24 protein-coding genes and 2 pseudogenes are annotated in these 23,654 nt (G+C 59.4%); 1 reads left to right on the top strand and 25 read right to left on the bottom strand.

Annotation, left to right across the window (positions count from 1 at the left end):
* Nucleotides 1–96: 96 nt before the first annotated feature.
* The 7 genes from CJU94_RS36335 to CJU94_RS36305 all read right to left on the bottom strand — a co-directional run bounded on the left by CJU94_RS36335 (nucleotide 97) and on the right by CJU94_RS36305 (nucleotide 3,566).
* Nucleotides 97–453 carry a hypothetical protein gene (locus CJU94_RS36335; RefSeq protein WP_095423486.1) on the bottom strand — a complete coding sequence of 119 codons (357 nt, stop codon included), beginning with the start codon at nucleotides 451–453 and terminating at the stop codon, nucleotides 97–99.
* A 220-nt stretch (nucleotides 454–673) separates the two neighbouring features.
* Nucleotides 674–940, bottom strand: coding sequence for a hypothetical protein (locus tag CJU94_RS36330; RefSeq protein ID WP_208645445.1), 267 nt, complete (start codon nucleotides 938–940; stop codon nucleotides 674–676).
* Between the two features lie 188 nt (nucleotides 941–1,128).
* Nucleotides 1,129–1,329: a hypothetical protein gene (locus CJU94_RS36325; protein ID WP_095423485.1), complete on the bottom strand. Its 201-nt coding sequence runs from the start codon at nucleotides 1,327–1,329 to the stop codon at nucleotides 1,129–1,131.
* A gap of 122 nt (nucleotides 1,330–1,451) precedes the next feature.
* Entirely contained in the window at nucleotides 1,452–2,021 is a 570-nt protein-coding gene (locus CJU94_RS36320) for a hypothetical protein (protein WP_095423484.1), read from the bottom strand.
* A gap of 124 nt (nucleotides 2,022–2,145) precedes the next feature.
* Nucleotides 2,146–2,895 carry a hypothetical protein gene (locus CJU94_RS36315; RefSeq protein ID WP_095423483.1) on the bottom strand — a complete coding sequence of 250 codons (750 nt, stop codon included), beginning with the start codon at nucleotides 2,893–2,895 and terminating at the stop codon, nucleotides 2,146–2,148.
* 50 nt (nucleotides 2,896–2,945) lie between these two features.
* Entirely contained in the window at nucleotides 2,946–3,263 is a 318-nt protein-coding gene (locus CJU94_RS36310) for a hypothetical protein (protein ID WP_095423482.1), read from the bottom strand.
* Nucleotides 3,264–3,296: 33 nt separating this feature from the next.
* Entirely contained in the window at nucleotides 3,297–3,566 is a 270-nt protein-coding gene (locus CJU94_RS36305) for a hypothetical protein (RefSeq protein WP_095423481.1), read from the bottom strand.
* 475 nt (nucleotides 3,567–4,041) lie between these two features.
* Between CJU94_RS36305 and CJU94_RS36300 the strand changes: the two genes are divergently transcribed.
* The gene (locus tag CJU94_RS36300; protein ID WP_095423480.1) at nucleotides 4,042–5,559 is read left to right on the top strand and encodes a hypothetical protein; all 1,518 of its coding nucleotides are present in this window, start codon (nucleotides 4,042–4,044) and stop codon (nucleotides 5,557–5,559) included.
* 135 nt (nucleotides 5,560–5,694) lie between these two features.
* Here CJU94_RS36300 and CJU94_RS36295 read toward each other — a convergent pair whose 3' ends face one another.
* From CJU94_RS36295 to CJU94_RS36205, 18 genes and pseudogenes are all read right to left on the bottom strand, one after another.
* Complete coding sequence (locus CJU94_RS36295; protein WP_095423479.1) at nucleotides 5,695–6,888, bottom strand: GIY-YIG nuclease family protein; 1,194 nt, start codon at nucleotides 6,886–6,888, stop codon at nucleotides 5,695–5,697.
* Nucleotides 6,881–8,938 carry a DEAD/DEAH box helicase gene (locus CJU94_RS36290; protein ID WP_095423478.1) on the bottom strand — a complete coding sequence of 686 codons (2,058 nt, stop codon included), beginning with the start codon at nucleotides 8,936–8,938 and terminating at the stop codon, nucleotides 6,881–6,883. Before CJU94_RS36290 ends, CJU94_RS36295 begins: the two co-directional genes overlap by 8 nt.
* Nucleotides 8,935–9,678, bottom strand: a pseudogene (locus CJU94_RS36285) (type IIL restriction-modification enzyme MmeI); the annotation flags it as partial. The gene CJU94_RS36290 and the pseudogene CJU94_RS36285, both read right to left, overlap by 4 nt.
* Before the next feature lie 8 nt (nucleotides 9,679–9,686).
* Nucleotides 9,687–10,504 (bottom strand): IS5 family transposase gene (locus CJU94_RS36280; RefSeq protein ID WP_095423477.1). Its coding sequence is split into 2 segments (ribosomal slippage): nucleotides 9,687–10,156 and nucleotides 10,156–10,504, totalling 819 coding nucleotides; the frame shifts between segments, so codons are not numbered across the junction.
* A gap of 85 nt (nucleotides 10,505–10,589) precedes the next feature.
* A pseudogene (locus CJU94_RS36275) lies at nucleotides 10,590–12,611 on the bottom strand (class I SAM-dependent DNA methyltransferase); the annotation flags it as partial.
* Between the two features lie 1,101 nt (nucleotides 12,612–13,712).
* Nucleotides 13,713–14,054, bottom strand: a complete 342-nt coding sequence (locus CJU94_RS36270; protein WP_157763870.1) for a hypothetical protein — start codon at nucleotides 14,052–14,054, stop codon at nucleotides 13,713–13,715.
* A gap of 4 nt (nucleotides 14,055–14,058) precedes the next feature.
* A complete protein-coding gene (locus CJU94_RS36265) occupies nucleotides 14,059–14,250 on the bottom strand; it encodes a hypothetical protein (protein WP_095423475.1) in 192 nt (63 codons plus the stop codon).
* A 156-nt stretch (nucleotides 14,251–14,406) separates the two neighbouring features.
* Entirely contained in the window at nucleotides 14,407–14,655 is a 249-nt protein-coding gene (locus CJU94_RS36260) for a hypothetical protein (protein ID WP_095423474.1), read from the bottom strand.
* Nucleotides 14,652–15,473: a hypothetical protein gene (locus tag CJU94_RS41125; RefSeq protein WP_157763869.1), complete on the bottom strand. Its 822-nt coding sequence runs from the start codon at nucleotides 15,471–15,473 to the stop codon at nucleotides 14,652–14,654. Before CJU94_RS41125 ends, CJU94_RS36260 begins: the two co-directional genes overlap by 4 nt.
* A 131-nt stretch (nucleotides 15,474–15,604) precedes the next feature.
* Nucleotides 15,605–16,492, bottom strand: coding sequence for a hypothetical protein (locus tag CJU94_RS36250; RefSeq protein ID WP_157763868.1), 888 nt, complete (start codon nucleotides 16,490–16,492; stop codon nucleotides 15,605–15,607).
* Nucleotides 16,468–17,043, bottom strand: a complete 576-nt coding sequence (locus CJU94_RS36245) for a hypothetical protein (RefSeq protein WP_095423471.1) — start codon at nucleotides 17,041–17,043, stop codon at nucleotides 16,468–16,470. Before CJU94_RS36245 ends, CJU94_RS36250 begins: the two co-directional genes overlap by 25 nt.
* A 64-nt stretch (nucleotides 17,044–17,107) precedes the next feature.
* Nucleotides 17,108–17,950: a hypothetical protein gene (locus CJU94_RS36240; protein WP_157763867.1), complete on the bottom strand. Its 843-nt coding sequence runs from the start codon at nucleotides 17,948–17,950 to the stop codon at nucleotides 17,108–17,110.
* 345 nt (nucleotides 17,951–18,295) lie between these two features.
* Nucleotides 18,296–19,084 carry a hypothetical protein gene (locus tag CJU94_RS36235; protein ID WP_157763866.1) on the bottom strand — a complete coding sequence of 263 codons (789 nt, stop codon included), beginning with the start codon at nucleotides 19,082–19,084 and terminating at the stop codon, nucleotides 18,296–18,298.
* A 69-nt stretch (nucleotides 19,085–19,153) separates the two neighbouring features.
* Nucleotides 19,154–20,419, bottom strand: a complete 1,266-nt coding sequence (locus CJU94_RS36230) for a phage protein NinX family protein (protein WP_095423468.1) — start codon at nucleotides 20,417–20,419, stop codon at nucleotides 19,154–19,156.
* A 166-nt stretch (nucleotides 20,420–20,585) separates the two neighbouring features.
* Nucleotides 20,586–21,248 (bottom strand): hypothetical protein, encoded by a 663-nt coding sequence (locus CJU94_RS36225; protein WP_157763865.1) that lies wholly within the window; start codon nucleotides 21,246–21,248, stop codon nucleotides 20,586–20,588.
* 232 nt (nucleotides 21,249–21,480) lie between these two features.
* Nucleotides 21,481–21,672 (bottom strand): hypothetical protein, encoded by a 192-nt coding sequence (locus tag CJU94_RS36220; RefSeq protein ID WP_095423466.1) that lies wholly within the window; start codon nucleotides 21,670–21,672, stop codon nucleotides 21,481–21,483.
* Between the two features lie 371 nt (nucleotides 21,673–22,043).
* Entirely contained in the window at nucleotides 22,044–23,240 is a 1,197-nt protein-coding gene (locus tag CJU94_RS36210; RefSeq protein ID WP_095423464.1) for a phosphoadenosine phosphosulfate reductase domain-containing protein, read from the bottom strand.
* A 117-nt stretch (nucleotides 23,241–23,357) separates the two neighbouring features.
* The gene (locus CJU94_RS36205; protein WP_095423463.1) at nucleotides 23,358–23,606 is read right to left on the bottom strand and encodes a hypothetical protein; all 249 of its coding nucleotides are present in this window, start codon (nucleotides 23,604–23,606) and stop codon (nucleotides 23,358–23,360) included.
* Nucleotides 23,607–23,654 lie beyond the last annotated feature (48 nt).

Here is a 23,654-nt window from a genome sequence, read left to right as displayed (position 1 = left end):
CAACGAGAATTTTCTTCATCTAGTTCCCCGTAGCGGACAAATCTTGCCCGCGCTTCTTCGAATAATGGACGCCAACTTAACAGCGCCCCTCGGAATCTATGCCGCCTTGGATGACACCAAATCGACTATTGCCTGGTATCGCTCTCCAAGATGCTCGGCCAGGGCCGACGTCGCCGCCCTTGCCCGTGTTCCATCCTCCCGGTACATGCGGGAGTCACTGGACACGGGGCGATCGGAGATCCAACTCGGATCCGCCTCAAGTCCCGCAACGCGGGTATCGGAATCAACTCGGCGGAGCACCACGCGCTCCTTGTTGAGGCCGTGCCCGTAAAAATGCAGTGCATCGATAAGCTGCCTGACGAGAGGTGCGGGAAGCGTCACAGCAGCATCGTCGAGTGACATGGCCTGAAGTGCGTTCTGGTCGATGCCTCGAATATGAGGAAGCGTGTCCATCCTGGCCGGTCCTATGCTGAATGGCCTGCCTGCGACTAACTTCCCCGCTCGATCAGGCCGACCGGAAAGCAGACCCGGGAATTTCGGGAACGCCTCTACCCGGCCACAGCGGCAGGTTAGCTTTCGAAGATGACGGGAACAATCGCGGAACGCGCGCTAAAGCCGGGGGGTTTCGGGTCGCTTACAAGCACGCGGGCACTGAAGATACTTCGTTGCTCAATCAGCGTGCGCTCCCCACTCGCTCCCATTCAAGCAATGTCGAGTCCGTCTTGGAATCGACAACGCGGCAGTAGCTGCCGTTCGGACAAAGGAATGAGACGATCAGGGAAGCAAGCCAGTGCCAAGGCACCGCGTATTTCGGCGCCCGCGTGCCACGCCGCACGAACACTTGGTAGCGGTGCATGGTTCTGTCCTCCAGCAGGGGAGACGCCAAGCCTCCCTTGGCGTCCCACCGAAGTCGGGCGACGACGTTGCTCCAGAATTTCATTCCCTCTCTCCTATCGCGCGTAGCGGGCGCGGCCAGAATTATGTCCGAATCAATTCCTGATAGGAACGTTTCGGACGGCTTGAACCGAAAATACGCGATACCCAAACTGCCCGCAATGGCAAAAGGACGGGCAATCAGGGGGGAATGCGAACTGAAGTCGACGATTCTCGACAAAACTCGGTTTCCGATTAGGATGTATCTGCGTTCCGAGTCCGCTGCGCCTTGTCCTGGATCGTCGAATGAGCGCCGCTCTCCGCAGTTGACTCGCCCTGAACCAGCGCCGTCGCTATTTGCGCGAGATAAGGATCGTCACCCATGCACGGGCTTTCGTCGAGGGGATTCGTTTCGCCTGCGGCGGCTTTGCGGAATCTGGAAAGGAACTTGAACATGGACGCCTCCATATTTGAATTTGTGTTTGCGTCGGCGCCACGCTCCAAGCGCCCTTACTGGTAGATCTTCGGTTCCCGATCCCGTCAGGAGGTCGCATTGCCCCCTGCCAGCCGACGGCGCATTAGATTGCCGCGCCGGTCTTTGGATCGACGAGCTTGACCGTCACAGCGACGTCTTGCTTGCCGCTCGCGTCGGTCGCGGAGTTGACGACGGTTTCGACGCCGGCCTTGACCTTGACCGCGGACTTGAAGCCGTTCTTCGACACGTCGGGAAGCTGGATCGTGCCGATGTCCGATTTGAAGTCGCGCATTGAGTTCAGGCGGGCGCTGTCGTACACGAGATCGAGGAGCACGTCGCCGTTCGGCAGCACTCGCGGCAGCACGCCGAACGCGAAGCCCGTCTTGAGATCCGAGTACTCGGCGCAGATCTTGGCCGGATTGTCCTTGCACGGAGCGATCGAGCTGACGTAGGACACGCTGCTGCGCTCGTCGACGTTGGTGCTCACGCCATCGGCCGCGGTCAGAACCACCGAAGCTACCTTGTCACTCTTGTCGCTCTTGATGCTCAGCGTGATCTGCACGACCTTGGCGTTCGCCGACACCGACGGAACGTCCGCCGACGCCGTAGCGCAGTAACCGAACATCAGGGCGGAGCACAGTGCGAAAAGGCCACGGGTGGTTTTGAGATTCATGTTTCACTCCAGGTTAAGTCACGCCGGCAACATGCGAGCGCGCACGTTTCAGTTCAAAGCAGAGCGGGTTTGCGACTGGCAGATCACGGTACTAACGGCGCCGCATCCGCCGGCCGGTTCCGGATCACTGAGAAGTGGTCGCGCCTCTGTCGACCACCTTGGCCAGCACAGAAATGGTTTGCGCCTTCGAATCGTGCGAACATGACTCGATGACCGTATCAACGTCGGGCTTCAGCCTCACAGTCGATTCGAAGCCGCACGTGTACGTATTCGGAATCTGCACAATGCCCACCTCGTTGGTGACGTTCTCCAGCGAGATCAGTTGGCTGTTGGAGGCTTTCAGATCGAGCACGACGTAGCCGTTCTCCAGCACGTGCGGCTCGGCGGCGATTTCCAGTCCAGTCACCAGCGGCGAGGTGGTCACGCACATATCGTTACCGATCGGGGTCGTACCGCCTGAAAGTCCCCCGACGGCCGTCGACGCATCTTCCCTTTTGCACGGCCCCACATCGCTGACGTAGGTTCCCTCGGTAACCGACCGGTAGTGCGCCGACTTCCCGTCACGCAGAACCAGCGGGACGCTCGCCAGCCTCTCGTTCTTCGATTGGACCGTCACCGTGAGCATCACGACCTTGGAACTTGCCGGCGACACGGCCCGAGCGACCGGCGCCTCCCACTTCTTGTCCCGGCACTCGACGATGGCGCCGCTGGCATCCATCGTGATGGTCCCGTTGGTCGTACAGAAGCTGTCGAGCTTCACATCAGAAATAGCAGGTTTGTAGCTCGTCACACTTTGCGCATTCGCAGCCGCGCACATGCCGAGAGCGAGCACGGCACCGATAACCCCGAGTCGACGCGTGGCGTTCCACTTCATCACTTCACTCCTCAAAATTGTTCAAAGCAGGCCGAGCAAATCTGCGCCGCTCAATCCAGCAAAACGCCGCGATTCGACACAAGGCCATCCAGATTCAAATCCCCACCCACCCACGCGACTTCCACTTCGTTCCGTTCATCCCACAACACGAGATTTGCCTTGCAGCAATGGCTAACCCAGACCTTGCAGGTCTTGCTTTTCAGCAGCACACCGTCCTGCGTTTCTTCTCGGGAATATTCAAAGTCGGCTTGCACCGGGCGACAATTCCCGCAACCGTTCTCGCAGGTCCACTGCTGACCTTCTGCCAGGTCGGGCAAGGCTACGTCCTCGACATGACGCTCTTCCGGCTGGGCGACAGCGGTATCCATAGGTGATCCTCTTTGTGATTGATGCGTGACCGCTCACCGACCAGCCGTAACGGCTTGGTGCTCGGTCTGGACGAATTCGGTGATCTTCTTTCGCACGGGCGCCAACGCGGAGTTCACTTCCTGAACCTCATTGGCCATGTCGACGCGACTTCCCGTGGTGTCGATCGGACTGTCGCCGATGCAGAGTGTCCATTGGCCGGAGCCCGACTTGCAGGGATGCGGCAGATCCGTCTGCTGCTCCTGTGCAACAGCCGGACCAGCGATCAGGAAGGTAGCGGCCAGTGTCGCGATCACGAATTTCATGGACAAGCCCAGGCTGATATGGAATCAGCCACCCATTATCGGGGTCCGGAGGAATCTGACAATTCGGAAACAGGCTGCAATTTAGGGGGGATTTGCGCGATCGGACGGGCTTTTTGCCCGCTTCATCGGGAAACACGCGTGAATTTTCCTGATAGGAAGCAGGCGCCACTGTCGAGATTCACGTAACTCTGAACTTCGTTCACTCAACTCTGAACTGGAACGGCGCGGGGCCGCTCCGCTCGCGGAGGGCACACTCGGTTCCCTGCTCAACAGGGCGTCGCAGCGGGAGCGCTTGCTGTGCCGAACAACCCTGTATTCCTGATATAGTTGCGGCTGGCTGTCGTCGCCTGCCGCACGCGCCCTTCCGGGCATGACGAAGACGATGTTTCAAGGCACCTACCCCATTCATGGTCGTTGTTTTTTCAATGGGCGGCCCCGCAAAGCGTGCACCGGATTTGCCGCCCTGGAGAAGACAATGGACACTCAGCAGTTGAAGCTGCTGGCCGGGCTCGTCCGCGGCCTTTTGCAGCCCTCGCACCCTTCCCTCAGCCACGGCCAGTCGCTAGATCTCATCGCGGCGCTCCCCGGGCTTCGTAACTGGCCCGAGGTCATGGCATTTCCGGATCGGGTCGCCGCGGCCGAACTCGACACTACCTCGACGGGCCGGCTAGCGTTCCGGTTGAGGAAGCGCTATGCGGTCGACGTGTCGCCGCAGGAACTCCTTGAAGCGTTCTCTGGCGCTGGTGTCACTCTCAGCCCGCCCGACCTCTGGCCGGCGGGCCCGGTGCCCGGCGTCTATCTCACGACTTCCCAAGACGCGATCGACGCCTTGCTGGAAATCTACGAGGATGCCACCGACGGCGCGGTGGTCTACGCCGAGCGCGCAGGTAACCGGTGGGATAGCAGCATCGATCTTGGGGAGTACGGCCTTTGGTCGTCCGGGCTCGATCGGGTCCCGAGCGGCACGCTGTTGATTGTCGGCCCGCTGGAGCTGGACCAGCAGTCGTGGAACGACGCTGCTGAGCGGCTCGAAATGGCCTGCAATCACGCGCTGAACTCCCGTCATCGCATCGCCGTTCTTCTTGACACCCCGACGCCGGAGACCCTTCACGAGGACGTCCGGTTGATGGTGGCGTCACGCCCCGACCACTCGGACCATGAAACGGCGTTGATCGGTGTAGTGACCGACGCTGGGGGACTGGAAGCGCGCACCCCGTTTGCACGCCCGTGGCCCCCTGTCCAGCACCTCCCCGATGTGGCGACGGCCGATGCGTTTCCGGCGGACATCGTCGATCCATTGCGGACCGTCCTGAGCGAACGCACGAGCGGGCTCCTGCTGTTCGGTTCGGCTGTCATCGCTGAGCATTCGGCGATGCAACTGGTGGCGGCCTCGTTGGCACTGACTGAGCATTGCGGGCCGGCGGCCCGTATCATGCCGCGGCACCGCTCCACACCAGCGAAGGATTGGGACGTGCCGGAGGCGATTCGGCAACTGCCGTTTCTGCCGTCGATCGAGAGCGCTTACGCGCAAGGCTACCGCCGTCTGATCTACCACCCGAGCTATACAAAGTGCGAGCAACTCTTGGCGTACAGCAACGACGCGCTGCTCATCAGCGGCACCTACGGCAATGAGGTCATGGACGTATTCATGGGAACGCTTCGCGCCGGGGGGATTCAGAAGGAGGAAGAGCTGCTGGGTCGCGTCGTCGCCATCGCGGCCACCGTGCCCGTACCGACCAAGGGTGGAGAAACCGTGATTAGCGATCTGTACGTGGCGAACGGCGCGTCGCTTGATGACGTGAAAAAGTTCGAGGACATCGAGCGGTTCCTGTCTGAAAACCTGGCGGTGAGCTGGCGCGATGCGCTGTCGCACCTACTCGACTCCGGGACGGTCACCGCCGCCGCAGTGAGGAAAGCGTTCCATCGCAACCACGGGATTGCGGCGTTCCTCGACGAGCGAGCAAAGCGCAAAAAGACCGCCGCGACGGCGTAACATCACCGAAGGGGCCGGCGTCGACATGGCGCCGGCAGTTGACCATGATTCCACATACCTCGTTGCGCATCCCGCATGTAATCCTAGCGTCAAGGCCTTCTCGGTGTCGCGGTGACGGGGGCGCGAAGTGGCCAGTTAATTTCTCGTCAGCCGCGCCGATTTCGGGTCATAAACGTACTGCGTAATCGTCCCGTCCTTGATGCGCTCGACCGCTTCGTCGATTACGAACACGGGCACAAGGAACCATTCGCGCGGGACAACGGGCTTGCCGAAGCGGTCTTTGATCCCGATGTCAAGGCGCGCCGGCTCGAACACGCGATGAATCAGGTTTTCAAGCTTGACCCGATTAATGTTGTAGAGGTCATAGGTAGCGATGATCTCCACTTCAGCCAGCAGGAAGGTCGGATCATTCCTTGCATTTACGAACCGCGCGGCGACATTGTTGCGGCCCGTTACGCCGATCTTGTGTAGCACGTCGCGGTTTGCCGCGACGATGGGCAGTTCGGACTTGCTGCGGACCACGTAGATGGTGCCACTTTCCTGGTCGTCGTCCGATGCCTCGTCAGAGAATAGAGGACCGGCGGACGGGTTAGTGACCAGTCGCGCCGCCTCGTCGCGGTAGAGAGCGCGCTGGAACGATCGTTGCAGAACATCGCTCTCGGTGCCGTTGTCAAAGACGACACGAAGGCGACTGTCACGGCGCTCGTACGGGGTCCTGATTTCCTCGCCCACTTCGGCAACGTAAGCTAGTTGTCCTCCGACGATATAGAACTCGCCTTGCTGAATTTCAGCCAGCTTGATTTCATCCAGCTTGTGGAATGCGCGCGTTTCGCGAATGCCTTCTTTCAATTCGCGCTGAACGCGCTCGAAGAGCGGCTTGAACGTCTCAAAGTCCTCGCACGGCGTGCGCTGTGCGATCTCCTCAGCGGCGCGCTTCTCGGCGCTCGTACGAACATGGCGCAGAACTGTGATGTCGTCAGCGTTGGCCGTCCCCGCCAGTTCGGCGGCAAGCTCGTCCACGTCGATATCCTCCTCGGTTGCAGCAACGCTCGGGGCGCCCGCAAGCAACCCTTGATGGTCCAGTGGCGCAAGCAGCGCGCGGCAATCAGGAAGCGAACGCAGGCGGTCGAGGCGCACCGCGTACAGCCGCTCGAAGATGTCACGGTCTTCGCCGTGTTGTGGGGCGCGGTTGTGCGTCTCGAAGAACCGCTGAATTTCCTCAAATCCCGCGATGATGCGCTCCTCGCGCGGCGGGCGTCCGCCCTTCTTCTCGGGAGCGGCAAAGTCGGAAAGCTCTGCAGCCAGATCGTCGAGGTCGGAATTACTCATAGCGCCCCTCCGCCTTGAAGCGCATGAAGGCCGACGCGCCTTCGGCCATGCGTCGCTCCCATGCATCCTGTGAATCGAGCGCAGGCACACGTCCGCGCTCTTTCTTGAATTGCGCCGCGCGCTTGGCAAGGTCAAGCGCATCCTCCGGCGTCAGGCTCGTGCGCTTGGCAGAGATAGCCGCTGCGACCTGTTTCAAGCTCTCCTCGCTCATGGTCTTGGCGAGGATGGCGTAGGCTTCGCCGAAAGGGTTGATGCGGTCGATTAGGTCGATGTCCAGCTCACGCACGTCCATCGCAAATCGGCGCACGCCGTCGATAAGAGCAGTATTTGCCGATGGCTCGGCGCTGTCACCCCCCGCGGCAATCTGTTTGGCTTGCTGCGTCAGGTTGAGGGCGGCGATGGCGTGCTGGCGGATAGACTCCTGATCCTCCGCATCAAGCTCGGGGTACTTGTCCTTAATGATTTTGCCCAAGCGGACCTGTGTGAGCTCTTCCGGCACCAGCTCCTCGTCAAACAAACCACGCTCGATGGCGGTCTTGTCCTGAATGAAACTTGCGATCACTTCGTTCAAGTCTTCCTGACAGATACGTGTGGCTTCCTCGCTCTTGGGTTCAGCAAGGCCCTTGATTTCGATCTGGCACTGCCCCGTCTGCTCGTTGAAACCGACATTGCACTTGTCCGGGTCGTAGCCGCCATCGCCGTAGTCAAAGCCAGGAGCGGGACCATTTTCGGGATTCTTCGGCTTGAACTCGAATCGCGGTGCGAGAACCTGTTCCATGAGCAGGCTCGCCGCGATAGCCTTGAGAGTGTCGTTGACCGCCTCGGTGACAGCTTCCTCGGAAGCGTCTGGCTCGGCGATCAGGTTTGTAAAGCGCGCGCGGGTCTTGCCGGGCGCGTCGCGGGTCGCGCGCCCGATGATCTGCACAATCTCGGTCAGACTGGCTCGGTAGCCGACGGTGAGCGCGTGTTCGCACCAAATCCAGTCGAAACCTTCCTTTGCCATACCAAGGGCAATGATGATGTCCACATGGTCCCGATTGTTCTTCTGCGCCGGGTCTTTGAGCGCCGCAGATACGCGGTCGCGCTTCGTGGCATCGTCATCGACAAGATCGGCAATTCGCAGCGGGCGGCCATCTGGCCGCTTTACGAGCTGGAAGCCCGTCGCGGGGTCGATACCTTGCCACTCGCCTAGCGCCTCGATGATGTGCTCCACCTCCCGCATCTTGTCCTTCGTGCTTTCGCGCGAATTGACGTTGGGGATGTGGATGATGGTCTTCTCGGCGGGGTCGAGGACGTTGAGGATGTCATCGACGTACGGCCCGCTATAGAAGAAGTAGCCGATGTCGAGCTGCTTGAGGTACTCGTAGCCGTTGAGCTGCTCGTAGTAGGTGTAGGTGACGGCGTCGAACTTGGATTCGTCCTGCGGGGCAAGAACGGCTTCGGCGTCGCCCCGGAAGTAAGAGCCGGTCATGGCGACGATGTGAACGCGGCCCCGGGCGATGAACTGCCCAAGGTGCAGGCCGAGCTTGTTGTCGGGATTGGCGGAAACGTGATGGAATTCATCAACGGCAATCAGTCGGTCGTCGAACTTCTCCACGCCATATGCATCAACCGCGAAGCGGAACGTCGCATGGGTGCAGACCAGCACCGTGTCGGTGCTTTCGAGGAACGCGCCGACCGACTTCACCTTGCCCCCGTTGTCATTGCCGGGCGCGTTGCAGAGGTTCCATTTCGGTTCGACATGCCAGTCGGACCAGAAGCCGAACTTCGATAACGGCTCATCGTTGAAGCTGGCACCGATGGACTTCTCCGGCACGACGATGATGACCTGCGTCAATCCCTGGTTCTGTAGCTTGTCGAGCGCGACGAACATCAGCGCGCGGCTCTTGCCCGACGCAGGCGGTGATTTAATGAGCAAATACTGCTCTCCGCGCTTTTCGTAGGCGCGCTCCTGCATCGGACGCATCCCGAGGGCATTGGCCTTGGTGGATGCGCCGTTGCGGGCGTAGGTAACGGAAACCGAAGGGACGGATTTGACCTTGTCGTTCATGCGTTGGCTCCCGCTTTTCGCTTCTTAGCCATGGCTGGTACAGCCGCAGCGGTCATCTTGGTATAGAGATCGAACAGCTTTTCCAGCCGTTCGGTATCGTTCTTGAATCGACGACCGATATAGATGCGCTCCAACACTTCGTCATTGCGCTCATGTGCCGCCCTTAGATCGTCAGGCATGTTCTGAGGATCGTAGAGATCAGCGATAGTCGCAGGAAAGTGATGCTCGCGTGCCAACAGGATGTTCTCGGCACACCGCTTGAGATCACTCTTGTTCTTCTCTGTCAGCAAAGGAACAGGAAAACTGTTGTAGCAAACACCTGATGAATATCTGAGGTCGGATTTCATTCGTCCTGCAGTAATTGACACCCACGCCAAATGAAGCTGCGAACAGATGATTGACAACACATAGAGCGGAGCGTCATAGACCGCCTGTGCAGCATCGGAAATGATGATGTCGCTATTCAAAAGTCCAACGGGTATGAAAGGGCGCCTCTCGGATGAGACGCGAGGAACGATGATTTGTGTTGCGTTCCCAACAATGGTCCGCTCGAACCGGTGGGGCGTAGCAAGACCCAGCTTTCCGCGCTCGCTCCCGCTGCTCCGGTATTCGACGATTGCATCAAGGCGTCTCTTGACTGCTGGAATTGACTGGGCGAGTTCGGCCTGGTGGTCTTCGATCCAAAGACAATACCGCTCGATGCCATTAATGAACTCCAGAGAGCCCAAGATTTTCCTAAGAGACTGTTTCATAAAGGCTGTTCGGTGCGCTGAAGAGTGTTCCAGCAAATCAGGCAGCAACCGAGTTTGAGGAACGCGCCGTGAATGTCGGCACGACGCTCGAAGCGAATACGGAGTCGACGGAAGTGATGCAACCAGGCATGCGTGCGTTCAACGACCCAGCGATGTTTGCCAAGGCCGCTGCCGTGTTCGGTACGGCGCCTGGCAATCACTGGCTCGATACCGCGATTGCGCAATGCTCTTCGATGTCGCTCGGAGTCGTAACCGCGATCGGCGTAGACAACGCGCGGTCTCTGCAGTGGGTGGCCACGCAATCCGCGAATCGGCGGAATCGCGTCGATCAGCGGCAGCAATTGCGTGACGTCGTGGACGTTGGCGCCAGTCAGGATCGCGGCGAGCGGCGTGCCGTTGGCGTCGGTGACGATATGGTGCTTGGAACCGGGTCGTGCGCGATCAGTGGGGTTTGGCCCAGTTTTTGGCCCGCCCCAACAGCACGAATCGATGAAGAGTCGACAGCGGCTCGCGAGAAATCGATCTGGTCTGCCGCACGCAGCTTCGCGAGCAGCAACACGTGCAACCGGTCCCACACGCCAGCAGCTTGCCAGTCGCGAAGCCGTCGCCAACATGTCACGCCCGAGCCGCAACCCATCTCGGCGGGCAAGTCGCGCCAGCGCAGTCCGGTCTTGAGCACGAACAAGATTCCGGTCAGCGCGGCGCGATCCGATACCGGCAGACGGCCCGGGTTCTTCTTGCGTCGAGGCTTGGGTGGCGGTAGTAACGGCTTGATCAGTGTCCACAATTCGTCGTCAATGATCGGCTTGCCCATCTCCTCGGCCTCGGTTGTTCCGATGCCTGAGGTTAACAGCTCGCCGCGAAAGTTAACAGCCCCTCAGGGCCTTTATGAAACCGTCTCTAATGAATGCGGAAGCCTCTGGATGCGCTTCAAGGAGTCTGTCTCTTTCCTCCGAGGACAGCATGAAGTTCCCCTTATCGCGGGGAATGTTGCCCGCGACCATAGGCGGCAATTCAGAGATTGGATTTGGATGCTTATCGACGATGATGTTCTTACCGGCAATCAAGTAGGCATTGATTGCGGCGAGAGTTTGTCTTTGGCTGTCCACGTAGATGTGCTTTGGCCTACCGCTTTGCTTTGAGACGCCCACCACAACGCAAATCACATTTGCGTTGCGGCTTGCATTGTTGGACCAGTAAAAGTCCTTGTGCGCAAAAAAGATTTCTTGGCCTCTAGCGAATATGGGAGGCCAGATGATCGGAACCTGCACACCTTGACAAATTGAGTTCGTAGACACGAACGCAAACGCCCCTTCTTTGGCGATGTACTCGGACGCCTTCCAGAACCAGCCGGCGATGTAGTCCATGGCCTTGTGGGCGCTTCGTCCGCCGATGACGCTTTTCAGGTCGGCTTTCTGCTCGTCGGTTTGAAACTTGTCTCCGACATATGGTGGATTGCCGCAAATGAAGGTCTCCCCACCTTCATTCTCGAAGTCGATCGCGGCCTGATTCAGCGGAGTGCCGAAAAGATCATCAGCTTGTACCTTCACGCCAGTGCCTGTCGGCGGGCAGATGCTCAGCCAGTCGAGCCGAAGCGCGTTGCCGCAGGTAATCCAGTTCTCGTTGCGGAGCGGCAGGAACTCGGCCAATGCTAGCTTCTGTCCGCGATAGAGCACGTCGCATTGGTACTCGGCGATGACCAGCGCGAGGCGCGCGATCTCCGCCGGGAAGTCGCGAAGTTCGATCCCCCGAAAGTTCGTGAGCAGGAGTTCGGATGTGCGATCCGGCTCGCTGCGCCGCCGGTTGATCTCAGCCTCTATCGCGCGCATCTCCTTGTAAGCGATCACAAGGAAGTTGCCGGAGCCGCAGGCGGGGTCAAAGACCCTAATCTTCGACATACGCTTGCGCAGGTTGAGCAAAGTGCGCGAGTTGTCACCTGCTTCCTCAAGCCGTGCTCGCAGGTCGTCGAGGAAAAGTGGATTTAGCACCTTCAAAATGTTTGGGACGCTGGTGTAATGCATCCCAAGCGCGCCGCGCTCCTCATCGTCGGCGACCGCCTGGATCATCGACCCGAAGATGTCCGGGTTGATCTTGGTCCAGTCGAGACCGCCAACATGTAGCAGGTAGGAGCGGGCGATCTTGCTGAACTTCGGCACGTCCATGCTGCCGGAGAACAGTCCGCCGTTGACGTAGGGAAAATCATGCGCCCAGCGGGGAATCTTGGCGGCTACCCGTTCATCCCGCTGGGTATTCATGGCGAGGAACAGCGTGCCGATCACGTCATGCGTGTTGGACGAGTCCTTCGCGCTCATCTGCGCAACGGTTTCGGTGAACTTGCCCTTGCCGATGAAGATGTCCGTGTCTTCGGCGAAAAAGCAGAAGATGAGCCGTGCCATGAAGTGATTCATGTCGTGGCGGCGCTCGGCCTTGCCCCATTCGGGGTTATCCTTCAACAGTTCGACATAGAGGCGATTGAGGCGACTGGTCGCCCGGATGTCGAAGGCGTTTTCGCTGATCTGCCGGACGGTGGTGATGCCCGCCAGCGGCAGGAAGAAACCAAAATGGTCGGGAAAGTCCTTGAAGACGCAGGCGACGGTTTCGCCGCTCGTCAAATCCTCGGCCTCAAAGTCCGTGCCGTCCGTGGCAAGGATGAACTTCGCCTTTGCCCGGACGGTCGCCGGGCTGTCTTTCAGAGCCTTGAGGGTGTTCCTTACCTGGCCGCTGTCGCTAATTGCGATATGGATGTTGTTGGTCTGGAGAACGCCGCCGAGGTCGGATTTGTTCGTCGCGCCGCTACGCAAGCGCTGGATCGTCGTGGCCTTGTTGCCGAAGGCTTCAAGGAAGGCATACGGGAAGTTCTGGCCGTCGAACGATCGCTCCGCAAGGTCGGTGATGGCCTGTTCAATTTCAACGGCGTTCAACTTCGTTCACCTATCGCTAAATGTTGGGCGAGTACCTCACCCGGATAATGAGCAGCTGCTCCTCCCTGGACCACGGGTGAAACTGCCGCTCGTTCCCTATTTTTTCCGGCCCAACGTACGCGGGCGGTAGCCACTGCGTCAATCGCAATTCACGGCTGACTCGCGACCGTCCCGCGCCGTTCCAGTGGTTTGGCCGTAGTACCTCTCTTCGCAGCAAATCCGCTCCGCACGGGGCCTTCCCGCTCGTGTTCGCACGACGGGCACGGACTGCAAGCGCGACCCAGGAGCGCGAAACGGCTTCCAAGACGATCGAGAACGCCCGATTTGCGGGGTGTATTTTAACCGCTCCACCTTACTTTGCGGCTTTTGCGCCAGTTGTTTAATTAACGATCGCCTTATCGCGCAGACGTCGCAAAGAGGCTGGTTTCCCGCCGCTAGGCGGCAAGGCATCAACAGGCGCCTGATGGACCCGTTCGGGATGCGTTCGCCGCCATCGCAACCTGCCGCTGCGTGCTATGCACCAACCGCGTGTGCTCGTCGATCCGAAACCAGAGCTCTCACCGAAGAGAGGTACCGGTGCAACGTCGGGTGCAGGGAGTGCTCGCGGGTTCCACAGCCGTCAATTCGGCCCGAGCAAACGCATCCTGAACGGGTTGATGCGGCTCGCCCGCCACGGAGGACATCTTCGATACCGGTACGCGCATTCACGAGATAGACCAGCGTGCCGGCCGGCTTCGAGGACGAGCCAGCGCGGCGATCGGCATGATCCACGCGTCATTCGCGCATGCACTTTGCCCTGCTCGACCCATCCATCCCACGGTCCGAGCAGCGCAGCCTCGCGGGGCGCATCTTGCACCGGCACGATTCGGTCCCGGCACGATCAGGTCGAGTCACGATTTACCGCCCACCGGCGCCGCGCGGAACTACACCTCGCTGCACGCCCTTTGGTATTCGAGAGGCAGGCGCTTTTGCGCTTCTCTCTTGTGATCGGCCATGTCGCAGACGAACGCCACACTCTCGCCATCGTCCAGCCAGGCATGTCGCAAGGGTTCGACCTCGCGCTTGCCGGCGCCAGCCCGAGGAGAGTAAGCAACGCACTAGTCATGAATCGTCCTTTCTGCTTTTTCGGGCACCCTGGCGTGCTTGCGCCAGCTTTGCCTCTCCCAACACCAACACCTGGCGCAGAACCAGCAGCTTGTAGCGGCATCGCGGCAGGATCACGTAGAGGTGTTCGTCTTCCGTTGCCTGACCGACCGTCCGCTCCTTGATCGCGATCCGAAGCGCGGTCTTGCAAAGATCCTCGATCGCGAACAACACGATGACCGACAGCACAGCAAACGCATCAGCATCGTCGGGAAAGCAGACACCCAGAAGCGTCATCAGCGCACTGATGAAAACGGCTTCCTTGGCTTGCCATGGCATCCGGCGGATCAGGGTCAGCACGTCGTCAAGCCCCGATGGCCAGCACGGCGATCAGTGTCACATCGGCCGGGTCTCCGCCGCGGGCCTTCACCTCATCCACCCTCTTGTTGAAGTCTTGATCCGCGCCGTCGAAGTCGTGTCCATGATCTTCCACCGTTCCGGCAGAATCATCGCGCACTTCGTAGCGCTCGATATATACGGTTGCAGCTCTCAACATGGATTCCCTCACTCTCTCCCGTCTTAACCGTGCGCCCACTGGCCGCTTCCTTTCAATTCTGGAGGATCCGGCAGGATTGGGCCGCTCGAAAACGAAGCGCATTCGAGCGTACTTTCGCCTTCAGATTACCGGCGGTCGAAGCAGATTCAAGGGGGATCAGCTGGAGGGAGGTTCGAACCGGAACTGGAGTTGTTCGCCGGCCTCGGCATCTAGCGGCTGCAGGATGACGTCCTCGCGCCGAACCCATTGCGGGCTGACACGGCTAGACACGCCCTTCTGGAACTTGACGAAGTCACCGTTCGAGTGAACCTCGACGATGTAGCCGTAGACGAAGCCACCCGTTGGCTCCGGCACCTTGCAGGCGCGTCCTTCAGACTCAAGCGCTTCTTCACGGGCCAGGCTCAATCCGGCCTCCCCTTCGACTGCTCGTAGTTCGCCCAGGCCAGGATCGCGCCGTCGATATCCTCGTTCCGGTCCGGAAACCTGCGGACAAGCTCAGCCCTCAGCGTCGTTACCTTGCGGATCTGCTGGAACCGCGCGATGTTCACCGCTGCGCGCAGCATTTCGAACACGCCCTCAGTCATCGAGGCACCGGATCGCCATTCGCGCTTCGGAGGTGATCTGCGCCTCGAGATCGGCCACGGCTTCCGCGACGAATTCATCATCGCCGGCCCGGTCCGTCGGAAGCACGACAGCATTCGGCCAGCCGAACTGGTCCGCGGAGATGTCCGCGACGAAGCCCACGCCGCCCGGTGTTTTCCTTCTACCCAGTAATGGCCATTCCACATGCCAGCCTGGTCGATGGCGCCTTCACGGAGATCTCCATCGCCCCCGCGCACGGCCGCCGCGCATTTGCCGAACTGCTCGAGCGAGTTTCGCAGCAGGTTCGCGCCGTAAGCGCACGTCCCCCTCGTCCTCGCGATGTTGCTGGCAGAGAGCACGCGATCGAACACATCCCGCATCAGTGTGGTGAGCCGCGCCACCTCTTGTAGGTCCGGGTCACAGTCAACGGCGATTTGAGGGCCCGGCCAGTGACCCTTGGCCGGCTTCCATTTCGGATTGTCAGGCTCGACCTTGCGTATGGTTTCCAGCGCGTCCGGATCCCGGTAGTCCGCCATACACCAAACGCAATCACCGCCACAGTACCCGGTGTCCGGTTTCCCGGGCAGGTCGAGCTGCTGGCCGCAAATTCGGCAGGCGTGCGATTCGGGCTGCTGCGGCATGACAAGTTTCCATGGCAATAGACGGCCCATGATAGCAGCGAGCACCGGCAGAACAAGCTGTTCCACAAAGGCAAACAGCCCATCCACCCCGAAAGGGTGAATGGGCTGTTTGGGTACGATTCAGACCTAGGTTATGCGGCCATGAGTCGATTGATGATGCCGTCGGCATCGCCACAGAACGGCGCCAGCATGTCGAGCGTCAGGTCGATAGCCCGTTTCCGGGCTTCGAGCGTCAGCCACGGCTTGCCGATCGCCGCCAGATTCGGGAGCTCCGCCATCGCCTTCAGCAGCAGATTTTCGGCCTGGATGCGGGTGTTCTCGGCTTCGAGCAGCGGACAGTTGTCCGACGCTCTGACCTTGAGCCCTGCCGCATCGCGTGCTTCGAAGCACTGCTTGAGGTAGATCGCGAAGTCCGACTCTTCCAGCATGTACGATCGCTTCCGGTCGAGAATGACCACGTCCTCACACCCGTGCTCGACATACTTCCGCGCGATGCGAAACTGATGACGAGTCAGGATCTCCGTTTCATACGCGACGACGACCGGGCGGACTACATCCTCATAAGACATCGAGAGCAGCAGGTTCTCTGCCGCCCGGATCATGTTGGCATTCGGGACAAACTCGCCCGACATGGCCTTCGTGATCTGCTTGTGGACCTCGGAATCGACCTTCTGCGCGATCGATTCCGGGATGTCCCCGATCTGGCTGTCGCCGCCTATCCAGTCACTATCGGCATGCCATGCCTGACTGCCGACAGGACGGAACTCGTGATGCTTTTCCGGCCGGCCCAACTCGCCTTGCCGAACAACGCATCGCCATTCGAAACCGTCGATCCCGACCGGCGTCGAAACGAAGAAATGCGTGCCGGCTTTGAGGCCGGACGATGAACCTTGAACTGCTTGAGTCATGTTCCTGCTCCTGAGTAACGCGAAGCAGGCCCCGTGGCGGGTGACTGCCCCGCTTGGGTAAAAAGTGACTTTCCAGGTGTGGCCGGTTAAATCTCGGTGCCACCAATCCAACAATCACCGAGATAGGCCTCCGCTACGTCGCCGTCTACGGCATGCACAACGTCCTCATGATTGAGCGACCGGACGATAGTGTCGCGCGTCCATGGAACGGATGGCGATACGCTGTAAACGACATTGCCGGATGGCCCCCGAACGGAAAGGACCTCGTTTTCACGACCGATTAGCAGGTCCGGCTCGCCGACGTTGATCGGGCGCCCTACCAGCTTTATGCCGCATGCTGTCACATCGTATGCGCCCTGCGCGATTCCACGCATCTGTACCGGCTTGGGATATCCGAACCTTTCGAATTCCGGAACGCCGCCACATTCCTTAAGAAAGGCGTCAGCGTCCACGCCATTTTTTGCCGCGTGGCCTCGAAACTCATCAAGCCTTTCCATTGCCCGCTTGATCTTCCCTTCGCGATCTTGCAGTTCCAACGCCAAAATATGGCCATTCCCTCGCGCCAGTTGCACCCCGTGAAGAGCCGCCTCCTGCTCGCGCAAAACGCTCAAAGCATGCTTGACGTAGAACTGAACAGACTGCGGGATCTTTGTTTCGTGCATTCTCCTTCTCCTTGAGTGACGCGAAGCAGGAACCCTGTCGGGTAACTGCCCCGCCAAGTGACTTTCAGGCTACGACGCGTACGGCCGTGAGGATGACGCTCGAGTCGAATTTCCGCTCGCGGCCGCCGACGAAGTAGACACAGATGGTTCGGCTGTCGATCCGCTCCACCCTTTTGACCTCTTCGTTCAGGTTATACGGCAGCACGTCCCCACATTGGAGATCAGCCGGCTTTGCTTCGATATAGCGCCGCGATTGCTTCTGCGCTTGCGCGACCGATGCAGACCACGACTTGTACTCTGCCGTGCCATTCTTCTCCAGCCATGCGTGATGCTCTCGCATCGCGGCGACACTGTCGAAGCCGAGGGCTTTCGCCTGTTCGAGGTTTTGGCACACCGCAGTCCGCTCCCAGCCATCTTGAGGGAATTCCTCGCTCATCACCTCCGCAACTTCGTCGATGAGATCGACGCGTTTTACGGCGATGAAGGTCGCCAGATCACGCCTCGTTACGCCGTCGATGTTGTCTTTACGTACCGAACTGAGTACGCGAAACACGTCCACCTTGCGCAACTGGTCGATCGAGTCGGCCGCGATCTTGATGAACTGCTCGAGGTTGCTGGCTTGTCCATGGTCGCCGTGCGCATGCACATTGACATCGAGATTAGGCAGTTCCCGCTGAAGCGCTTCCCATGCGGCAAATTTCGCCGGCAGAGTTGCCTTCACGTACGCTCTGTCTCCGAACTGAGATGCCTTACATCCAATCTCTGCGGCGTCTCTGGTTGGAATTGCGGCACACTTGCCTCGGGAGTTTGTATAAATGTCCCAATTGCCGTGGTTACAGATGAACGTCGGAAAGTTCTCGGTGTTATACACACCGTCCCTTTCTGGCTTGACCGTTGGTTCCGGCATTTTCCTGCTCCTGAATGTGGCGCGAAGCAGGCACCCGTGCGGGCAACTGCCCCGCTAGGGTTGAGATACTGCCCGAGGGCAGATTGATGAGATTGCGGCGATGCCGCCCGGCTGGGTGATGGTCCAGCTACCAGTGAAAGCGGGTCAAGTATATCGGAATTTCCAGTCAAGAAGTGAAGCCGAGGTCGGGAGCTGTTGGAAATTAGACGTGGCGACACGGCTAAGCCTGGAAGGTTCGACGGAAGCATTGGACAACAAAAAAAATGCCCGCGGCACCCCAAAAGGGATGCACGGCGGGCGGGTGATGCGGGTGAATGGTCGAATGCCGAAAAACTTCGATGGGGCCTACTTGATCTTCTCCTGGTCCCCCGACAACGACGCTTCAGTTCCACGCATTTTCCGATGCGCCACGGGTTCTCCGGTCGACCGCCAATACCGAATGTTTCCATTCTTGGCAAAGCGCACGTTGGCAGGCAGCACGTTCAGGTCGTCGATGTCCGTGGAGCTATTCATCGCACTTACGGCCTCGTCGCGAGTCAGATGAAAGCTGCGGAGTTGCGAACCGCTCCACCGGACCGTCGCGAGCACGAAGCCGTCCACCGTACGTTCAGCACCGTCATCGATTTCTTGACCAGTCATGCTACCCGCAGGTTTCAACAGCTCCCCTGCAGTCTCCGGGGTTGCGTGCTCGTGACTCAGCAGCCGGAAGTACTCCTCCCGCTGCGCTTCCGAATACTGAAAGCTCTCGTCAAGGCCAAAGTGCTCGCACAAGCAAGACCATGACGGCTGCTCCGGCGCCTTCCGTATTTCCTCGAGCCACACTGCCAAATCGGTGTCATCGTACGGCGTGGGCCGACCGGGCGGCAAACCACGTGCGTCTCGGAAATCGAACGCCATGCGAACCATTCTGCAACAGTGCAAATCGTCGAACAGCTGTTCATACTGCTCCGAGCCGACGCCATACCGCGCGTAGGCTTCGCCCGTCTGCTTCTGCAAACGGTCGATCAACGAGTCGAGGTCACTTCCGCGCTTGACGATCAACAAGACCTGCAACGTCGAAATCGACGGCTTTCGTCTTTGTCTCGGCGCAGGCTCGGTACCGGCCGGCGTTTCCAGTAGTGAAACTTTATTCATATGCTTCTCCCAAATCGATATGCGAGAAGCATCCCCAAGCGGGAATGCTCCCCGCGAGGGTTTAAAAAGTCACTTTCGGCCCGACAAGCAGGCAGGGATCTCGACAACCTCATCACACTTGCTGGCGACGTAACAGCGCATTGCGGCAACGAGTGGCGTGGGACCATACATTGGCGCAATCGGTGCAAGAGCGAGCGATTTCGCCAGCCATGCCCGGTCTGCATCCGGCGTTACTGAAGGAGCCATGTAGCGAGCACTTGACAGCCACATATTCTCCCGGTCGATGATCGGACCAGCAGATTGCCAGCATGTCGAAAACGCCGGAATCGGTACAGCGTTGTGGGTCATCGGGTCAATGATCATCTGCTCGTTGGACATCGTACCCAAATGCTCGACGATCTTCTCTTCGCTCCACGCTCCCGCAGCAATGCGGCGGAAGTGATCGTGAGCGCTGACAAGGCCACAGCCGAGAGCTTTAGCCACGGCCCAATCGAGCCGGCTTCCGGACAGTTCCTGAACCTTGACCGAGACGGTTTCAGTCTGGAACCCTGGCAGTTTCAGCGTTGCCTTGCGTGCAGCTAGCAGCATAGATTCGGTGATGTCGGACAGGTCCTTCACCTCGAAAAAATCGCAAATGCTGTCCTTGGCACGAACCGTGAACGGACCGTTATGACCGAGTGCAACAGTGTCCATCAGAGCATCTGTTGAATCAGAGTAGTCGCGCAGAGCGTGGATCTTCTGCAGATCCATCTCCAGCACGACTTGCGTCACATCCACGGCTTGCTGGCCGTCGATGTACGTCGCGTAGTCGTTCACCCAGGCTTGCGGAAGAAAGACCGCGAGAATCCGCTTTTCCGGCAATTCCCCATCCGGACGACCTTGACGGACGGTCTCGGCCGGATCCTCCCCAGCTTGACCATCTGCCAGCTCACCGAACGGGACGACTTCGGTGACCGTCCAGTTGCCTTCGAGGCTCACCAGGCATTCACCGGTTTCGGAGGACGCCATCGCGTCCACGATTCGCGTCAGCAGTACCGCCGGCGGAGCCGTGCGAGACGCGTTGTCGACGCTCGCGGCGCAAACCCGCAACGTGACGCAGACGAACACCTTGCGATCGGTCGGCTTCTGCGCATCGTCTTCCGAAATCCATCCCCGCACGACCGAAAGGATTCCGGTCGGGAACTGTCCCTCGGTCGTCGCAACTTCGCTGAAACCTCGCGCTTCTTCGTCAGCGAACACGCGATTGCACAGATCAGCGTCGGTAAAGCCCGTCGCCTCGAACGTGACATTGAACGGGACCACGCCCCGTCGGGAAACCACGGTGGATTGAGACATATCCTGCTCCTGAAAAGTGCGAAGCAGGCCCCCGGCGGGAAACTGCCCCGCTAGGGTTGTGCACCGAATAGTGCGTTGTCGGCTGGTTTCGGTCCAGCTACCGTCGAAAATCAGGCATCAGTATATCGCGGAATTCCTGACGAGAAGTTCCTCGATGCTGCACAGGTCAGTTCGAGTCTTGCGTTGGCTGCGACAGATACCTGGTCACGCTATCCGGCAGATGAACGACGCCGTCTTTCGACTCAGCAGCCGCCTTTTGCACCGCGTCGACGTTCGCCTTGAGCTTGGCGCTCTCGCCTTGCACGTAGCTCGGCCACGGCACGAACGGTTGGGCATAGTCGCGGCCCAGTCTGATCGATTTCGGGCACCGATAGACAGCGGTATTGGCCTTCAGGCGCACAAGGATCTGGTCGCCACTGCAGGTCATCTGCTCACCCGTGAAGCCGACGTCCATCGAGCCGGATCTGTTGACGTCACGAAAGAAAATCCAGTGGTCGATGGCCGTCCCGCAGACATAGAGAGCTGCGAAGACCGCCCAAAGCGACAGGCCGAACCTCAGATTCCCGCCAGACTGGCCGGCCCGCGTGGCCGAAACGAACTTGATCCCGAATAGGATCAGGCTCAGCAAGCCGACGACGAAATACGCCAGCGGCGTCCAGTTGTACGCAGATCCGCCGATGCCGCCAAACAGGTTGAACTGAATCAGCTCCGTTCCACCGAGGAAGGCGATCGATGCCACCAGGCACGTCAGCATGTGCGCGCCGCCGATCAGAGGTCCCTTCCCCGGCTTTCCGAGTTGCCGGATGGCGGCAAAGATATTCGCGTACATCAGGAAGGCGGTGAAAGCGAGAAACGGCATAGTGGCCTCAGAAATTGGAGATCCCGCTCAATCGAGCGGACTGCGCGCCGCCACTGAGCGATCCAAGCGCATCCAGCGGCTCAGCATTTACTTCGCCGGGGCTGTCATCCAGGTGGTACCACCGTATCAGACGGAAATCCCGATTCAAGGGGGAGGATCCTGGCGTGTTTTCCGTGCGTTACATTGTGCTCGATTCCTTCGGTCAAAGCCGGCCTGCCCGCGCATGCACAACCGCATCCGCGTGTTGGATGGGCTCGCCTAGATATTCAGAAATCCGCGCATGGAGCAGCGTCGACTCCTCCCATGGCTTGTCACTGATGTGTTTCAGCGCCTCGCGCAGAAGGCCGACCGCTTTTTCGTGTTGAACCGCATCGATCCAGTACTGCCCTACCATGTCCACTCCGTGGCCAGTCGTTAAGCCGGAAGGCTCTCGACCGGAATCGTTTTAGGCATCTGTCGCGCCGGGACGCCGAGGAAGACGTCTCGGCAAACCGCCACATGCATGATGATTTTTCGCCACACCAGATGAGCGCTCTCCCGCACCCAATCGAGGGCATCGCGCAGGGGAACTGATCGGAGATCGACGCCTTGCATACTGCGAAATCCTTCCGTCACACAGTTCACGTGAACAACCGATAAACGTTCACAAATAACGGGGGATTTCCTAAACGGAAACGCCCGCAGCTTCCCCTGTGGGGAGGCTGCGGGCGTGGGTTACAGGTTCATACATCCGGGTTGGTGAATCCCCCCAAAGGGGGACTTACGTCACCCAAAACAAAGTTCCGCTTGTCGGGAAGCAACTTGTTCCACCACTCCCCCCTTGCCCTTGGCCTCTTTCAAAGCAAGCAAACTCGCATATCGGTCTTGCACGCTAACTGCGTCAATGCATTGCGCGTTAAAACCGAGCAGCGTTGACACCTGCCGGCGAACACGAGCCAGAAGCTCGGCTTCATCGCGTGTGGGCAAACAGGTCGGCCACCCAGACTCGTAAAGCAGATGCTTCGGGATCTCGGCTTCGATGGCCTGGCGCTGCGCAGCGATGGCTTTCGCTCTTTGGACCTCACTACGCAGCGATGACGACAGGATGTGCGGCGCCACGTCTGCCAACCAGCGGTTTCCCTGAAAGGCGAAGGACGACTTCGCCTCAAGTTCGACCATGCGGATGTACGGTTCGTGGTTGTCTTTACACGTCGCCGAGGCTATGAGATCGGCCTCCGACGACATGATGCAAAAGCAGCAACTTACACGAGAGACATCGTACCTGGTGTAGGCCTCATGCAGCTCAAGTCCGGCGTCCTGGATCGCATACACCACGTCCTGAACAGGCCAGTCGATGATCGCATTCCAGGTCATCCCAACCCCACTCTTGCGGGTAAGGTCAGAATTCGGAGCCCAGAGCGGCATCTTGCTGCGGTTCTTGCTCTCCTGACGACGAATACCCGTCACGTTGAGAATGTCCCCTACCGGGAACCGCTTTTTCAACGCACTGGAGAGGATTTTTGTCTTCAGCTCAGACGTGCAAAAGCGCATGGACGGCGTGCTCCACGGAAGAATCAGTTTCACGCAGGACAGGTCTTCGTACCGCGAGACGCAGTTCTCCCATCGCACTTCCCAGCGGTCGAGCATATCGCCAGCCTGACGTCGAACCACAAGCAACTCCCAACCCAATCGATGGGCCAGACGCTCGCAACTCGGCAGGCTGTCTTTCCATTCGATACGGCCGAGGTCGGAATGCACCAGTAGACGCGGTCCCTTGTGGCCGATCGCATCCAGGTGCTTTGCCACCGCGATGGCACAGGCATCCGAGTCCTTGCCGCCCGATACCCCGACCGCTACTACCGGATCGCGGTCGAGCAACGCTTCGACTTCCGGGGACAAACAGACCTGATTGGGCTTTCCTTGTGGGGCACCCTCCAGAAACCGGGGTGTGATGAAGTGAACCGGTTCTTCGATAATTTCCATTTCGTTTCTCAAATGATGGAGAGAAACGCTCCCGTGGGGAGCGCGTCCCCGCACGGGTAAAAGTGAAGCGAGCATCCCTCCTTGCGGAAGCAATGTCCCGCCAAGAATGGATGCAACTTATGCCGCGACAGCCTCGGCTCGCACGAACGACGCAAACGAAATCGACGTCGCTTGTTTGAACGCCAAAAGCGCATGGCCGAGGGCCTTGAACACCGAGACGAAAGGCGGAACGCTGACAGCCTTGGCTTTGAGCTTCATGCCCGGCAGGAAGCCGGCACGGCTCGCCTGAGAGCCTTCGATCCACATGCGCGGCGTGCCTTTGTTGCTGCCGAGCTTGCGGATCTCCATGCCTTGAAGGGATTTCATATGCTTCTCCAGGGGAACGTGCGAGAAGCGCTCCCTGCGGGAACGGCT

The organism is Paraburkholderia aromaticivorans (assembly GCF_002278075.1).
Lineage (GTDB): Bacteria > Pseudomonadota > Gammaproteobacteria > Burkholderiales > Burkholderiaceae > Paraburkholderia > Paraburkholderia aromaticivorans.
This window is presented reverse-complemented; position numbering and strand designations above follow the sequence as displayed.